The organism is Clostridium sp. AWRP, assembly GCF_004006395.2.
In the GTDB taxonomy this organism is placed as follows: Bacteria; Bacillota; Clostridia; order Clostridiales; family Clostridiaceae; genus Clostridium_B.
This window is the reverse complement of the sequence record NZ_CP029758.2, coordinates 1,146,804-1,160,607: the sequence shown is the minus strand read 5'-3', so window position 1 is coordinate 1,160,607 and position 13,804 is coordinate 1,146,804. Positions and strand designations below refer to the sequence as shown.

21 protein-coding genes are annotated in these 13,804 nt (G+C 29.5%); 5 read left to right on the top strand and 16 right to left on the bottom strand.

Features of this window, described 5'->3' with window-relative positions; translation table 11 throughout:
* Nucleotides 1–49: 49 nt before the first annotated feature.
* From DMR38_RS05250 to DMR38_RS05225, 6 genes are all read right to left on the bottom strand, one after another.
* Complete coding sequence (locus DMR38_RS05250) at nucleotides 50–775, bottom strand: MBL fold metallo-hydrolase (RefSeq protein ID WP_127723927.1); 726 nt, start codon at nucleotides 773–775, stop codon at nucleotides 50–52.
* A complete protein-coding gene (locus DMR38_RS05245; protein ID WP_127720313.1) occupies nucleotides 775–1,728 on the bottom strand; it encodes a RecT family recombinase in 954 nt (317 codons plus the stop codon). Before DMR38_RS05245 ends, DMR38_RS05250 begins: the two co-directional genes overlap by 1 nt.
* Nucleotides 1,729–1,754: 26 nt before the next feature.
* The gene (locus DMR38_RS05240; RefSeq protein ID WP_127720312.1) at nucleotides 1,755–3,740 is read right to left on the bottom strand and encodes an AAA family ATPase; all 1,986 of its coding nucleotides are present in this window, start codon (nucleotides 3,738–3,740) and stop codon (nucleotides 1,755–1,757) included.
* Between the two features lie 125 nt (nucleotides 3,741–3,865).
* A complete protein-coding gene (locus DMR38_RS05235) occupies nucleotides 3,866–4,120 on the bottom strand; it encodes a hypothetical protein (RefSeq protein ID WP_127720311.1) in 255 nt (84 codons plus the stop codon).
* Complete coding sequence (locus DMR38_RS05230) at nucleotides 4,121–4,264, bottom strand: aspartyl-phosphate phosphatase Spo0E family protein (protein ID WP_243124451.1); 144 nt, start codon at nucleotides 4,262–4,264, stop codon at nucleotides 4,121–4,123.
* Between the two features lies 1 nt (nucleotide 4,265).
* Nucleotides 4,266–4,691 carry a sigma-70 family RNA polymerase sigma factor gene (locus DMR38_RS05225; protein WP_127720310.1) on the bottom strand — a complete coding sequence of 142 codons (426 nt, stop codon included), beginning with the start codon at nucleotides 4,689–4,691 and terminating at the stop codon, nucleotides 4,266–4,268.
* Between the two features lie 206 nt (nucleotides 4,692–4,897).
* Here DMR38_RS05225 and DMR38_RS05220 point away from each other — a divergent pair, with 206 nt between their 5' ends.
* Nucleotides 4,898–5,167 (top strand): CRISPR-associated protein Cas2, encoded by a 270-nt coding sequence (locus DMR38_RS05220; RefSeq protein ID WP_127720309.1) that lies wholly within the window; start codon nucleotides 4,898–4,900, stop codon nucleotides 5,165–5,167.
* On the opposite strand, the gene DMR38_RS05215 is transcribed toward DMR38_RS05220, so the two are convergent.
* From DMR38_RS05215 to DMR38_RS05205, 3 genes are all read right to left on the bottom strand, one after another.
* A complete protein-coding gene (locus DMR38_RS05215) occupies nucleotides 5,164–5,361 on the bottom strand; it encodes a hypothetical protein (protein ID WP_127720308.1) in 198 nt (65 codons plus the stop codon). The genes DMR38_RS05220 and DMR38_RS05215 overlap by 4 nt on opposite strands.
* A 93-nt stretch (nucleotides 5,362–5,454) precedes the next feature.
* Complete coding sequence (locus tag DMR38_RS05210) at nucleotides 5,455–5,664, bottom strand: hypothetical protein (RefSeq protein WP_127720307.1); 210 nt, start codon at nucleotides 5,662–5,664, stop codon at nucleotides 5,455–5,457.
* A gap of 17 nt (nucleotides 5,665–5,681) precedes the next feature.
* Nucleotides 5,682–6,161 carry an XRE family transcriptional regulator gene (locus DMR38_RS05205; RefSeq protein WP_127720306.1) on the bottom strand — a complete coding sequence of 160 codons (480 nt, stop codon included), beginning with the start codon at nucleotides 6,159–6,161 and terminating at the stop codon, nucleotides 5,682–5,684.
* Nucleotides 6,162–6,255: 94 nt separating this feature from the next.
* Here DMR38_RS05205 and DMR38_RS05200 point away from each other — a divergent pair, with 94 nt between their 5' ends.
* Nucleotides 6,256–6,543, top strand: a complete 288-nt coding sequence (locus DMR38_RS05200; protein WP_127720305.1) for a hypothetical protein — start codon at nucleotides 6,256–6,258, stop codon at nucleotides 6,541–6,543.
* 123 nt (nucleotides 6,544–6,666) lie between these two features.
* On the opposite strand, the gene DMR38_RS05195 is transcribed toward DMR38_RS05200, so the two are convergent.
* Nucleotides 6,667–6,909: a helix-turn-helix transcriptional regulator gene (locus DMR38_RS05195; RefSeq protein WP_207670776.1), complete on the bottom strand. Its 243-nt coding sequence runs from the start codon at nucleotides 6,907–6,909 to the stop codon at nucleotides 6,667–6,669.
* Nucleotides 6,910–7,077: 168 nt separating this feature from the next.
* Here DMR38_RS05195 and DMR38_RS05190 point away from each other — a divergent pair, with 168 nt between their 5' ends.
* The 3 genes from DMR38_RS05190 to DMR38_RS21710 are packed head-to-tail and all read left to right on the top strand — an operon-like array spanning nucleotide 7,078 to nucleotide 8,144.
* Nucleotides 7,078–7,509 (top strand): helix-turn-helix transcriptional regulator, encoded by a 432-nt coding sequence (locus tag DMR38_RS05190; protein ID WP_127720304.1) that lies wholly within the window; start codon nucleotides 7,078–7,080, stop codon nucleotides 7,507–7,509.
* An 8-nt stretch (nucleotides 7,510–7,517) separates the two neighbouring features.
* Entirely contained in the window at nucleotides 7,518–7,952 is a 435-nt protein-coding gene (locus DMR38_RS05185) for an ImmA/IrrE family metallo-endopeptidase (protein WP_127720303.1), read from the top strand.
* 33 nt (nucleotides 7,953–7,985) lie between these two features.
* On the top strand, nucleotides 7,986–8,144 hold the full coding sequence (locus DMR38_RS21710) for a hypothetical protein (protein WP_175412925.1): 159 nt from the start codon (nucleotides 7,986–7,988) through the stop codon (nucleotides 8,142–8,144).
* Between the two features lie 166 nt (nucleotides 8,145–8,310).
* Here DMR38_RS21710 and DMR38_RS05180 read toward each other — a convergent pair whose 3' ends face one another.
* The 6 genes from DMR38_RS05180 to DMR38_RS05155 form a co-directional block, all read right to left on the bottom strand.
* Nucleotides 8,311–9,027, bottom strand: a complete 717-nt coding sequence (locus DMR38_RS05180) for a transposase (RefSeq protein WP_243124449.1) — start codon at nucleotides 9,025–9,027, stop codon at nucleotides 8,311–8,313.
* Nucleotides 9,024–10,004 carry an ISL3 family transposase gene (locus DMR38_RS05175; RefSeq protein ID WP_243124448.1) on the bottom strand — a complete coding sequence of 327 codons (981 nt, stop codon included), beginning with the start codon at nucleotides 10,002–10,004 and terminating at the stop codon, nucleotides 9,024–9,026. Before DMR38_RS05175 ends, DMR38_RS05180 begins: the two co-directional genes overlap by 4 nt.
* Nucleotides 10,005–10,198: 194 nt before the next feature.
* A complete protein-coding gene (locus DMR38_RS05170; RefSeq protein ID WP_127720302.1) occupies nucleotides 10,199–11,002 on the bottom strand; it encodes a hypothetical protein in 804 nt (267 codons plus the stop codon).
* A gap of 438 nt (nucleotides 11,003–11,440) precedes the next feature.
* Nucleotides 11,441–11,851, bottom strand: a complete 411-nt coding sequence (locus tag DMR38_RS05165; protein ID WP_127720301.1) for a GNAT family N-acetyltransferase — start codon at nucleotides 11,849–11,851, stop codon at nucleotides 11,441–11,443.
* A gap of 47 nt (nucleotides 11,852–11,898) precedes the next feature.
* Nucleotides 11,899–12,672, bottom strand: coding sequence for a hypothetical protein (locus tag DMR38_RS05160; RefSeq protein WP_127720300.1), 774 nt, complete (start codon nucleotides 12,670–12,672; stop codon nucleotides 11,899–11,901).
* Nucleotides 12,673–12,690: 18 nt separating this feature from the next.
* Nucleotides 12,691–13,611, bottom strand: a complete 921-nt coding sequence (locus DMR38_RS05155; RefSeq protein WP_127720299.1) for a DUF4747 domain-containing protein — start codon at nucleotides 13,609–13,611, stop codon at nucleotides 12,691–12,693.
* Nucleotides 13,612–13,804: the final 193 nt, after the last annotated feature.

Sequence of the window (13,804 nt, the reverse complement as noted above, 5' to 3'; positions counted from 1 at the left end):
AGTAAACTGCTAGATCGGTACTAACATGCCTACTTTAAAACTTTAAATTCTAAAACAATTCTATTTCTAACCCTCTATCTGCTCCATATACTGGCTTTCCAGTTAGCTTTTCAATTTCTTCTCTAAATTGATCCTCATTGCTGTTGTCATTGCTTAAATGCAATAAAACTATTTCTTTAGTTTTACTTAAATCTGTAACCTTTAAAAATTCTTTGACATTATCAAAACTGAAATGTGATTTTAACAACCTATTGGCCAACACAGGATGTACCAATCCAGCTTCAATATTTCTGTTTAAAATGTCCATGCTATAGTTACATTCGATCATAATGTGATTAAGTCCCGAAAATTTATATCTGCAGTAATAACTATCTGTTATAAATAGAAGTCTGCCAATTTCATTGTGGTATATTAAAAATCCTAAAGAATCTGCCGCATCATGTTGAGTCTTTATAGGTAATATTGTAAATTGACCTATATTAAATTGTTCCTCGGCTCTAATTATTTTTGCTCTATAGCTTTTAATATTTATTGCTTTCAATGTTCCCTCACTTGTATAAACATCTATTGCATTGTTTAATACATCATTTATTGCTTTACTGTGGTCTTTATGTTCGTGACTAATCAAACACCCCACAACATTTTTTAAATCAAAATTTAAGCCTTTTAAAATAGTCTTGTAAGATAATCCACACTCAATAATCAAAGTTTCATCTTTATTTTGGAGTAAATAGCAGTTACCACTGCTACCACTCCCTAACACTTTAAGTTTCATCAAAACCCTGGTCCTTCCACTCCAGTCTTCTGTAAGCTATCTTTATTACTGTCTTCATCTGACTGTACATCTTTAGGATTAACATCAATTATGTTTTTAGATTTATCTTTACTGTTCTGATCCTGATTTTCAGGTACCTCAACATCTATTTTCTTTTTATTAGCGTTGTCTTTTATTTCTTCTTTGACCTCATATTCAACATTACCTACCATATCTTTTTCATCATAAGTTTTATCCGTATTATTAAAAGCTTCCATCAAAAGGTCGCTATCATCTGAAGTATTTGCATACATCTTACAAGCCCTGTTTATTACTGTTTTCTTCGCCATTTCATCTGTAAAATTATTATGCGCTTTTGACTTTCCTGTCTTGTAGGCAATACCCTGCCCCCATGCCTTTTGTATCTGATTAATGTTCATTACCTCAGTATGAATAGGACCATTCTCTCCAATTACTACTGCAAACGCACCTTTGATTTTATCAATATCTATATTTTCAAACTTGGGATTAAATTTGCTAATGTTTAGCGTTGCTGTATCCAAATCATATGTTTCTTCAAATTCATCACCTTCATATATACAGTAAGCTTTTATATCCTTTACTCCTTCTAATCTTTTAGTTACTGCTACAGTCCCCATATAGCTTCTCATAAGCTGTAGCTGTTTTCCGTATACTACAAAATAACATTGCTTCTTAGCAGGTGTTAACCCTTGTAAACACATATCATATAATGAACCTATAATTGAGTTCTTAGTACATACTTCAAGCGCAGGTTTATCATTCTTATCTTTGACTTCTTGGAGCTGCAGCCATGCACTATTAAGTGCATTAGCTACAGAATAATTTTTTGGAAAAACTATATCATTATTTTTCCTTAATTCATTAATTTTCGTTGTTACTTGGTTTAAAGCTTCTTCCTTAGCCAAAGTTAAAGCTGTATTTTCACTTGACATTTCGTATCACCCTTTCTTTGAATTTATTAACCTGCTAATTCTGTCTGTTCTACTTCCGAACTATTCTCAACTCTTAATTTCTTATCCATACTACTTACAACCAAATTAATTATTTGGCTTTCTGTATCTATAAGCCTTGTGGTGCTTTCCCTGTTATCTATAAATATAGGAGCTTTAATTTCGTAATGACTTGATAGTGTATTTATAATATCTATTCCAGCATTAATTCTGGCACCTGAGTTCAAGTTTGTTGAGAACGGAACCCCATCTATAAGAGGCTCACAATCCTCTTCAATTCCTCCGTTAACTTGGGCTTTAAAGAACCTAAACTTAACATATTTAAACTTAGAATTTATACTGGATTCCATAAGTTTAACTTTAGTTTTTATAAATTCATCACACATAAAATCTTGCTTTTCAAGGTCTGCAATTTGTTGTGCTAGAGTCTTTTCCTTATCCTGAAGTTCTTTAATCCTTGATTTAGTATTAACATTAATTTCTTTGTAACCTAAGTCATAATTAACATTTTCTAGTTCAATGCCTAAAAGTGCTTTTCTTTTCTTAAGCTCTTCAATTTTTGAATTTCCTTCTATTGGCTTAGATAACTCATTTTCAAGTATTTCTATCTGATTTAATGTATTCTGATATTCTTTATTACTATTAAGATCAACAGCTGCCTTAAAATTATCAAATTTGCTTTGCAATTCATCCTTTTTATTATTAAAATCATCTAATTTTTTAAGTAATCCCCCTAATTCAATTTCATTCTCAGATATCTTTTTCTCATACTTTTCAATTTCATCTGCCTTACTACTACCCTTTCTAGTTATCTCTTTAAGAATTTTTGATTTGTTTTGCTTAAAGTTTTCTTCTAATTCCTGTTTGTGCTTTTCAACATCTTCTTCATCAAAAGGCCTTTTACACAAAGGACATATACGAGCGTCTTCCGGAAGTTCGAATGGTTTATTGTTTTCCTCATACCACTCTTTCCTTAAATTTTTAACATCATTTTCAATGGTTTCTATTAAATTAAGGTTATTATTTTTTTCAGATTCAATTGATTTGACATGAAATTTAATATCAGCTATTTCACCAGTAATACTGTATAATTCCTCTGCTATTTTGTCTTTACCACTTCCAGCTTTCCGAAGTTCATCTCTTTCAATATCCTTGAGTTTGGATTTAAGTCCATATAACTTATCTTTTTCTTTAAACAATTCGTCATTTATTTTAGATTTATCTATAAGCTGCTCTTCTATATTGTTTATCTTTGAAACTATTTCTTGTTTCTTAACCTCTAATTGTTGAAAATTAATATCATCCTTTACAGCCATGTTTAATTCATCAATTCTAGGCTGGATCGATTCTCTATCTTTAATCAATTTTTTTCTTGACGCGTTTATACTTTTTTTAAGTTCTTCTATACTCTTGTTTCCTAACAAATCTTTTAGAGGTTCCAAATCCTTTTTAAAATCAATAACATTTTCATCCGTAAGTTCACCTATAATATCCATAAGTATTTTCTTTCTGTCCTGCCATTTCATGTTGGTTGAAAAATATGAAGGATTAGTTACTAATTTGAATATATCTTCTGGAATAATACTGTTTATTTTTTCCTTATATTCACCCTGTTTCTTAGGTACATCATCAATGTAATAAGTAGTAGTTACACCTTTAAGCTCTGACTCAGGCTTACCTTTAGGCTTAACCCATTTTTCTTTTAAAACCTTTCTCAAAACTATTTTAACTCCATCTATTTCAAGTGATCCAATAACTTCTGTATCAATTCTGTGGATTATATTATTGCTCTTATCAAGTGGCTGCACGTCAAATTTACTTATATTCTGACTATCCTTATCAAACAACAGCCATGCAAATGCATCAAACACAGTAGTTTTACCTGTACCGTTATCTCCGTATATATTTGTTGTATTCTCAAAATCTATATCTAGCTCTTTAATTCCTTTAAAATTCTTAAGATACAATCCTTTTAAAACAATTCTATTTGACATCTGTAAACCTCCAATTTGATTTTTTCCCCATTCTCATATAGAATAGGAATAGATTTATAAATTTCTTTTGGTCCTTTGGCAGAGGGCCTTTTTTATTTGTAAAAATACTTTTCTTTCACTTATGTTCATTTAATACCTCCTTCCCTCAAACTTAAATTTTTTAAGTATTCCATAAGTCCTGGCATTGTTCCAACAAAATCAAGTGCAATATGTTTCTTAGGTACATCATCAGTACTAGTTTCTTGTGGCATTTCAACATACTCTTTAAACTTCAACAAATCATTTAAAACTTCTCTGTATATGTTTCTTTTTTCTGGATCTAAAGCCTTATTAGCCTTAGTTACGTACTGGTCTATCAAGCATTGTAAATATCCATTCATTTACTTATCCTCCTCCTTTCCATCCTTCATTTCTTTAACTATTAGCTTGTCAAGTTCCTGGCTAACTTCTAAAGTCCTTTTATCAAGGCGACCATATAAATCTATATATTTATTTAACTTTTCTTTAAGCACGTCCATCTCCATATCACACCTCCGCTTTCTGTTTTGCTTTTTTGATTCTGCTGTATACAGTGTGTATTTTAATATCAAATTTTTCTGCTAATTCTCTTGGCTTCCATCCCTGCTTATTTAGTTTCAACATTTCCTGTACTTCAAGCTTGGTCCCACGTCTTCTAGGTTCATCTACTGGTGATTGAGTAGTTTTTTTATAAAATAAACTCTTTATGGTATTTGCCTTTACCCCATAATAGCTACCTATCTCCTCATTACTAATACCTTCCTGCTTAAATTTCATCACATCCTGTATATCCTCAGGTGTCCAGCTAAATACAGGAGGTCTTTTAAAATTAGTTCCATGTTCTAAATATCTATCTAAGTATTTGAAAGCCACTTCCTGAGGGCATTTTTCCTTAGCAGCTATTAAAAGTACCAACAAATTTTCAAATACCATGATTTTTCCTCCTTCCAATCTCTTTTTGTATTGATTCAAACTTACTTTTAACCTTTGCACCTTTCCTTTGCTCCAAAGTTACTAATAAAATATGATTTTTAATCAAAAGCTCTATCTGAATCCTCCTTTGATTTATTTGGTATTATCTTCTAAAGGTTCTTACATTATTTTGTAGAATTATCACCTAGAAAGTGAGGTGATAAATTATGGCTAGTAGTAAAATTGTGTCTTATGATTTATGTGCTCCTGGTAAAGACTACAAAGATTTAATAGATTTTATAAAATCCTACTCTGTTTGGGCTAGAGTTACAGAATCTACTTGGATCATAGGTACTGACGAAACATGCGTTTCATTAAGAGATAAATTAAAACAGTACACGGATTCAAATGATAGACTATTTGTTGCTGCTTTAACAGAAGAAGCTGCATGGTATAACGTAAAATGCGATACTGATTATTTAAGAAATAATCTTTAAGGATATGTCCTTTCTCCATTAAATAAATGTTTTAAGTCATCTTTGCTTTTAGGACATTTACTTGGGGTTAAGTCATCACAAATTCCATTACTGTCTTCTGAAATAAACTTCTTTGGCTGTGCTCGAACTTGTCCTTCAAGTGCAGCTACTCTTTTTTCAAGTGATACAACTCTTTCTTCTAAACTCTTAGCCATTTATATAGCCTCCTCTTCCAAACTTTTAAATTTATTCTTTCTCATTCTCTTTTACAGGTATTAATTGCTGTTCTTTTGAAATCTGTAAATTACTCAATTCTCCTCCGTTCTTAAAATTGGTTCATGCCACTTACACTTGCCTAACTCTTCTATAATGAAATCAAGTTGATCCATATTTATTTTTTTCTTATTCACATCATCCTCAATCATCAATCCGAGGCCTTTAGTAAAGCGTCTTTGAACTTCCAACATATCTTTCATAGCCTGGGGCCAACTAACTGTTCCTGTTATTTCACGTGCCACTTCCTACTGTCTCCTTTCTATCTAAAATTTTTCTGAATCCAAAGTTTTAGTTCTCGAGATCCGATTGCAATTTTATCTAGTGCTTTAACAACATGTTCTAATTTTGGTTTTTCATCTTCTGTAATAATTCCGCCTTCCGTAATATCTAACAATTCCTTTTTGACACCATTAATATTTTCTAGTGAAGATATAATTTGAATTGTAATTCTATCTATTTCTAAAACCTCAATGTGTGAAACACTATGTTTACCTATAGGACATTGTTCACAACAAAAATAATTTTCTAATTCAGGAGCATTATAAACATCAGCCATCATCAAAATTTCTTCTGGATATGCACAAATACTGTCAAGCTCTATTCGTGCTAGCCTTGTCCTATCAATCCCAATTATTTCTGCAGCTCCTTCCCTGCTGTTTAATTTGTCATTAGTATTAGCAGCTTCAATTCGTGCTTTATAATATACATTTCCTGCTGCCTTCGTAGCTTTTCTTGGCATTCATTTCACTTCCTTTTGTTGTTAAAATTAATATATTAAAGGATTTTTATATATTTTGTAGAATTTTATCATCACTAAAAGGTGGTGATAAGCTATGATTAATTTACAAGACATTTCTCTTTTAAAAGATGTTATAGTTGACCCTTGTACACCCAAAATAGGTGAATTGTACACCATTGAAGAAGTAAATAAATTACTTTCAAAAGGATGGGTTTTACTTAAAATTGGTGCTGTAACACATATTTGTGAAGAGGGCGTTGATAAAAGCAATACTTCAACTGCTATTTATGATCGTTATTCAATGATACTTGGTTTCCCTCGTCATGGTATTGACTCTATTGCTGACAAGTATCGTAATGAATTCTCCCAAGAACAAAAATAATTGTGTCCTGATTGGATATTATCCTTAGTAGTATCCAATCTCTTTCTATAAGAGAATTAACTAAGTGAATATCTTTAACTTCTTTAATCTCTTTAACATTTGAAAGTAAATTTAAATTGTCCATTAGCTTGCTATCTCCTTTTGTTTTCTTTGCTTGTTTTGCTCATTGTGAAAGTTATTGTTAAAAAAAATTTCATCTATTGAAACATTAAATATTTTTTCTAATTGTTTTGCTCTCAATAAAGAAATACCTCTATTGCCATTTTCTATCATATTATAGGCGCTTACTGATATTCCTAACTGTTTAGCTGTTTCTTCTTGAGTTAAGTTATTTTTTTGCCTATAAAATTTCATTTTATTGTTCATTCTAATCACCTCCTCTATTTCACAATAAGCAAAATCTTTATTTATATTATATATTCACAATTTGCAAAAGTCAATATCATTTTCTCAAATTGTGAAAAAGTATGTTTTATAAAAATCTATTTGGTATAATAAGCTTAAGTTCACTAATTGTGAAAGGAAGTTAACAAAATGAAAAACTATACATTAGGTAATAGAATACGAAATCTGCGTGAAGAAAAATCAATAAGTCAATTAGAATTATCTAAGATACTTAATATAGGCAACACTACATTATCTCAATATGAATCAGATAAAAGAATTCCTAGTGATACTGTTAAGAAAAAAATGGCTGAATATTTTGGCGTTTCTCTTGATTATTTAATGGGACTTACTGATACCAAAGAACCTAAAATTAATATTCCACAAGAATACTCAGATAAATATAAAGTCACTTCACACGATAAAAAACAATATCTAGAACATATGAAAAAAGCTAATGAGGCTTTCTTTATGGATGATGAATTTGATGAAGAAGATAAAAAGGAAATACTTGATACCATGAATGAAATTTTTTGGAAGGCCAAAGCAATGAATAAAAGGAAATCCCCAAAAGATAAGTAGGTGATCCAGTGATAAATATTCATGCAAGAGTTAAACATTTAATACAAAAGCATGGTACAAGAAACCCTGAAATACTTGCTAAAGAATTAAACATTTCAATTATAAAAAGGCCTTTTAAAAAAACTATGGGATTTTTTAAAAAAGAGCTTGGTAATAAATTCATTGTAATAAATTCAAATTTAACTGAATTAGTTCAAAGATTGGTATTGGCACATGAACTAGGACATGCTTTACTCCACTCTACAAATCAGACTTCATATATCCACGAATATACTCTTTTCCCTAGAGGCAAAGTTGAAATAGAAGCCAATAAATTTGCAGCTGAATTGCTGATAGACGAAAAGGATATTGACAAGTGTTATCTAAAGAATATATGTATAAATCAATTAGCTAATTATTATGGCGTTCCTGAACAACTGATTAAATATAAATTTAATAAATAGAATTAATTGATTTATTGAGAAAGGAATTTATTTATGGAACAGAATAAAAAGACAAATAAAAAAGGTTATGATTATTTAGCTATTGGAATAAGTTTGGGTATTTCATTTGGAGTATTATTCAATAATCTTGCTTTAGGAATATCAATTGGCGCTGCTTTAGGAATAGCTTTAAGTAACAATAAAACAAAGTAGTATTACATAACGTACATATATAGGACATGGATGTTTATGTTTTGTGACATACATGTTATATAATGGATAGAAATTGTAAATGGAGCTATATTGGGGTTCTTTCTGAGTTTTGGATACATCAATCACTTAAAAAGAATGGCTATTCGGATGCGAATAGCCATTCTTTTTAGATTAAGTCAACAAGATTAAACGATGGCCTTTTAGAGAGAAATGCCAAAAAACATTTTTTTGCCAGATTGACTAATCCAGATTTTCCGTATACAATACGTTTGATAAGTTTGAATTTGTTGTTGTTTCCTTCAACAAATCCTGAACTTACTTTTAGAGATATTGCATTCTTGATCGGGGCAATATCTCTTTCTATACCATTGCAAAAAGAAGCTATTGATGAATCTCTGTATTTTTCAATAAGTTCATTAATATATTTTCCTATAGTCTCATCTTTTTTTGTTTTTGGATTCTTTGTAAGCAGATATTTTAACAGACTATTTCTTTTTATAATAATGACATCATCAGGATAACTCCATTCTATAAGGCACTTGGGGTTCATTGGAGTTCTATCTGGAAAGTTGTTTTTTTCAATGCAATAGATATAGTTCCATAATGATTTTTGATTTCCACTATATCCATGTTTCAAAATATAAAAATAAATCAGGTCATCATTGATTCCGTCACGCTGCATCTTGAAGATGATATTGATATATTCATCCATTATCGTTGTTCTTTTCTTATAATTAGCTGGATTGTTAAGTTTTTGGATTTCCTCCTCAGTCATGTTGATATATTTTTTTGCTGTTAATTTGGATATTTGAAATTCTTCTGAAACAAGTTTGATTCTTTTATTTTTGAGATTTCTCCAGTATTCCTGGATCTGACAGATCAATCGCTGTTTTTTTTCCTGCTTTCAGCATGTGCCCGATATTGTGGTGAATTCAGATCATGTTTTTTGTTATCGAACTTAATTTCTGTTCCGTTAGGGGTTCGTGGAACAGAATTATCATAGTCAAACGACTCTATCATTTTCTCATTCGGCATTTTTTTCTTTAAAACTTTTTCTGGGGCTTTATCCAATATTTCATCATTACGTATAAATATTTTTGCCGGCATATCTTCTTTAAAAATATCTTTCATCCGATCAAGGAGATTTTGAAGCAGATGAAACCGGTCTGCCACCTGAATGCATTCCGGAAGTATCTCGCTAATGGCAGATGCATAGGCACTGGCACGGTCTCTTGCGACCAATTTTACTTTCTTATGCTGTTTTAGCCACTCTCTCAAAGGTTGTCCATCTCTACCTTCTAAGAGAGCAATTAGATGATGGCCTTTTAGATCATAAATAGCAGTCGCATAAGTTTGACCTTTTCGTATAGCAACATCATCCACACCTATTGCTTTCACATCTGGATCATCTACGAATTCTATACTGTCATACAGTCGTTGTATAGTATCATTACTGATTTTTACTCCAAGTAGTGCAAGAACCTTGCTTGCACCTTCGTTGCTTAAAAACATTGACACACCAAGAATCAAAGAATTCAGTGCATCAGTTCTTACCTGTGATAACTTTGCAAAAGGTAGTTTTTCCATAAATATTCTGCGGTTGCAAGCAGGATTCAGACATTCATACTTGTAAACATTTGCATGAAGAAATGTCTGTTTGCAATGAATTGGAGTATCCTGTAGAGTCCTTTCATAAGTAGCATGTAACTGTCTGCTTTCTGAACCACATTCAGGGCAACAGCAACTGTGTGGTTTTGATTTGACGTAAATATCTAAGGTGTTTTCATCTTCTGTATAATTATAGACAAAATGATTGTCATCCAGCAAAAAAGAAAAATCACCAATAGTTTTGTATTTCATTTTCAGCACCTTCTTCCATACCATTATTTTATCAAAATACCCAAATATAATAATAACAATAGCAAAAAAATCAAGTATCTTATGATACTTGATTTAATGTAAATACCCAAAACTCAGAAAGAACCTATATTGGTTATAGCCCCATTTTTTATATTTTTTCGTGTAATAAGAATGTTGTGACATAACTCTTTCGTCTAATAAGCTGATTTTAATTTATTTTTCTTTGACCGATACGTAATATACCATATGATAGGAATTGGTATTGTAAAACCTACTTGCTTAAGTATAAATAATACAATTCCATAAGTACCTAAGTCTTGCTCCTGAGGTGCAGAAAGTATAGGTGTTTTACCCCATTGTCCAGCCACTCTAGTTTCTTTCTTTTTTGATGATTTTATAATATACTGAGAAAACGAATAATATTTATCAATCGCTTCTTTATTAGCATGTCTACTTACTTCATTACCGTATTGGTCTTTAGTCACATAATTAACTGTTAAAGTTTGATGATGATAAGAAATGTATTCACTTAACCAAAATGATGACAAAGATATTACCATTAGCAATACAGCTAAAGATATTTTTGGAAAGTGTATATTCATGTCTACTAATAAGATTAAAATTGACATGAACCCAATACTTGCTAAAATCCCCAAAAACATAGCACTATAAGGAATTATAAAAAACATATATGAATCCATCAAGCTTGATTGATTCCCTGCATATGCTATCAATGTAGCAAAAGGTAGTCCAATTATTATTAATAATAGAATACCAATGACTCTTTTTATCGTTAAATGATACTTGTATGGAAACTGAGTTTTACATCTTGGGCATGTTACAATAATTTTTTTATAGTATGTAGGAACCTTAATTTTTTGGTTGCAAGATTTGCATTTAATAATTGTTTTATGAAGAAATTCTCTTTCAAAATAACCTAAAATACACATAAAGATACCCGCAATATATGCTCTAACAATATATCCTACTTTACGCATTATACCCCCCTATATATCATAATACATATATATACAATTATAACATTAACTTAATATACTATCTATTTTCATTTCAGTAATACAAATACTATAAAACAATAAAAAGAATGTATGGTTATTATAATTTTCATACATCAAGATAAAATAGAAAAGGCATTATTGCCTTTTTACTTAATACATCATAATTTACAACTGTGAATTTCTCTTTAATCCATTGCTTTATATAAATAGCATCATGAGCTGTAAACTTATACCTAAAATATATTATATCATAAGGCTGGACATATAGCATACATATATAGCACGGGATGCTGATATTATGAAAAGTAAGTTATATAATTGTCAGGGATCATAAATGGAGCCATGTTAGGCTATAGCCCCATTTTTTATCTATATTTATTTCGTATAATAAGAATATTTCGTCACAACGGTATTTAATTAAGGTCTATTAAACATAAATTTATAAAAATCTTCTTCTTTAAATCCGCATTTCAAATATAATCTTTCAGCATATTTTGTCCAAAGAACTTTACTTGTATCTTTTATACTTGGATAGTTGTTTATAAATTCAATTAGTTTTTTTCCTAAGCCATTACTCCTATATTTTTCATCAATAATTACATCTAATATTAGACTGTAGACAGCATAATCACTTATAACTCTTGCAAACCCAATTTGTATATCATTGTGATAAATTGCAAAACAAAGTGAAGTTTCAATTGTTTTAGCAATGATTTCAGCAGGTCGATTTTTAGCCCAATGAGATTGCCTTAACAGGCTGCAAACCTCATCTAATTTAATCCGAGTAGCATCGTCTGTAAATATGTATTCACCTTCAATTATTTTCATTGTAAAAACCCCTCTAAATCGTTATTAAAACAGTTTTATTGCCCATTTTAACTATAATATTGCCTAAAATAATTCTTAATCAAACATTTTTTTTCAATATTAATCCCTTCTGTTTTATCAATTATGTAATCTAACTCCCTAATAATATCTTCATTTGAATTTATATTATTTTTATCAGTAAATTTTTGTAAAACATTCTGATTTTCTTGTTTAATAAACTTTCCAAGTAAATAGTCTATACGTATTTCATTAGCATAATCATATAAACTTTTATCCTTTATTTCAACACTTTCATACATTCCTTTAATAAAAAATAAATCTATACTATTAGATATTAATGCTATAATGTAAAACACTATAAATATAAAATAATAAATGATTAAAAATGATATACTATAAAAAATAATTTTATAACAAGTATATTTAGGTATATTAAATGGTATAAATAATCCCAGATGTATGCAAAAAAAAACTATACTAGCTAAACCAATATTTATTGTTATAAATTCAAAGCTCAACATTATTTCTTTAATTGGATCTCCTTTAACATCTTTTATACTATTTCTAAATTTTTTATCTAATAAGCCAAGCATTAATGCTATCCCTGTTAATATAACTCCTATCATAGCTAATAATCCAGATGCTACATATATAGATATATTCTGTAATGCTAGTCTAAATGCATTAAAATTTTCAAATAATTTGATACAATTACCTATTACTATAATAACTATTGTCAATATTAATGCAATTTTACATTCAGGCTCTTCAAAAGAATAAAAATCTTTATACTTTCTGTTTTTAATCATTTCTCTAACCATACTAACCTCCAAGGTTAATTATAATATTTTCTCAATAACATTCTTGCAAAAACTAGCAAAATTATTATCACCTACAATTTCATCATCCATTCTATGTTTAACAACCTTTTTATTATTTGTATTAAAAATCGTTCCTTTTTCATTTGTCGCAATAATATTCACATATCCATTTTTTGTTGCCTCTTTCACATTTATTTTTGAATGTATTGCAGTAGCATCATCTATATGTTTACTTATTTCTTCAGAATCCGTATCTAACCCCTCTTCATAACTCGATTTAAATATAGTGCTTCTTTCTGTGATCCTTCCTTGTTCAAAAGATTTTATCTTACTTTCTGCATCCTGTTGTAAAGCTTTTTTAGTTTTACCATTCGGGTTTGGTGGTATTATGCTTATATGTAATTCTTTAATATTTTTTATTTTTCTAAGACTTTCTTTAATATTATCTAAAGAAAGCCCATTAGTTATTGTTGAAACAGTAAAATGTTCCTCTTTAAAAGCATTATTAATTAAATTTTCAAATACAGGAATAAACTCTTTATTTCCAAATTTGAGTGGACAATAATATGCTACTACTTCCTTATTAGGATAAAAACAAAAATTAATCACTTCATCACTATTAACCGATGTAGTTGTTTTTTTACCAGTACTTTTGTTAACATTATTTATAAATACTTTAGCTGTCTTTATTACCCCTCCTACTATCATTAATTCTGAATCCACTTCAATCCTACTTACACCTGAAATTGCAAACTCTTGATTCGTTATGAAAGTTTCCCCATCTACTATTTTCTCTATTTCGCGTACGTACTTAATATTATTTTTAATTTTTGAAGCTAACTCTAACATAATGTTACTAATATCCACTTCTTTTTTATAAACTTTGTATGTACTTTTTGAATTAACATTAACCTTTGCAAAATATACTGTTCTACTCATATTTGTTCCCCCCACATTTATCTTTTATATGTTAAAATTTCACATATATGTAATATTATTTTTAATGTATAAAAATATTTCAAAATTTAAATAATATAATACTTAAATAAACTATTTTTGTTTTTTAAATTATTCTTGTCTCAAAGCCATCATTACTTAATTTTTTTATTAACTCACTAATAAACTCTTCTTG

Coding starts and splice junctions, on each gene's coding strand:
- DMR38_RS05200 (WP_127720305.1), top strand. CDS start 6,256: ATGATTAATTTACAAGACATTTCTCTTTTAAAAGATGTTATAGTTGAC.
- DMR38_RS05230 (WP_243124451.1), bottom strand. CDS start 4,264: ATGGAGATGGACGTGCTTAAAGAAAAGTTAAATAAATATATAGATTTA.
- DMR38_RS05190 (WP_127720304.1), top strand. CDS start 7,078: ATGAAAAACTATACATTAGGTAATAGAATACGAAATCTGCGTGAAGAA.
- DMR38_RS05195 (WP_207670776.1), bottom strand. CDS start 6,909: ATGAACAATAAAATGAAATTTTATAGGCAAAAAAATAACTTAACTCAA.
- DMR38_RS21710 (WP_175412925.1), top strand. CDS start 7,986: ATGGAACAGAATAAAAAGACAAATAAAAAAGGTTATGATTATTTAGCT.
- DMR38_RS05170 (WP_127720302.1), bottom strand. CDS start 11,002: ATGCGTAAAGTAGGATATATTGTTAGAGCATATATTGCGGGTATCTTT.
- DMR38_RS05250 (WP_127723927.1), bottom strand. CDS start 775: ATGAAACTTAAAGTGTTAGGGAGTGGTAGCAGTGGTAACTGCTATTTA.
- DMR38_RS05240 (WP_127720312.1), bottom strand. CDS start 3,740: ATGTCAAATAGAATTGTTTTAAAAGGATTGTATCTTAAGAATTTTAAA.
- DMR38_RS05205 (WP_127720306.1), bottom strand. CDS start 6,161: ATGCCAAGAAAAGCTACGAAGGCAGCAGGAAATGTATATTATAAAGCA.
- DMR38_RS05215 (WP_127720308.1), bottom strand. CDS start 5,361: ATGGCTAAGAGTTTAGAAGAAAGAGTTGTATCACTTGAAAAAAGAGTA.
- DMR38_RS05155 (WP_127720299.1), bottom strand. CDS start 13,611: ATGAGTAGAACAGTATATTTTGCAAAGGTTAATGTTAATTCAAAAAGT.
- DMR38_RS05235 (WP_127720311.1), bottom strand. CDS start 4,120: ATGAATGGATATTTACAATGCTTGATAGACCAGTACGTAACTAAGGCT.
- DMR38_RS05175 (WP_243124448.1), bottom strand. CDS start 10,004: ATGAAATACAAAACTATTGGTGATTTTTCTTTTTTGCTGGATGACAAT.
- DMR38_RS05165 (WP_127720301.1), bottom strand. CDS start 11,851: ATGAAAATAATTGAAGGTGAATACATATTTACAGACGATGCTACTCGG.
- DMR38_RS05160 (WP_127720300.1), bottom strand. CDS start 12,672: ATGGTTAGAGAAATGATTAAAAACAGAAAGTATAAAGATTTTTATTCT.
- DMR38_RS05220 (WP_127720309.1), top strand. CDS start 4,898: ATGGCTAGTAGTAAAATTGTGTCTTATGATTTATGTGCTCCTGGTAAA.
- DMR38_RS05245 (WP_127720313.1), bottom strand. CDS start 1,728: ATGTCAAGTGAAAATACAGCTTTAACTTTGGCTAAGGAAGAAGCTTTA.
- DMR38_RS05225 (WP_127720310.1), bottom strand. CDS start 4,691: ATGGTATTTGAAAATTTGTTGGTACTTTTAATAGCTGCTAAGGAAAAA.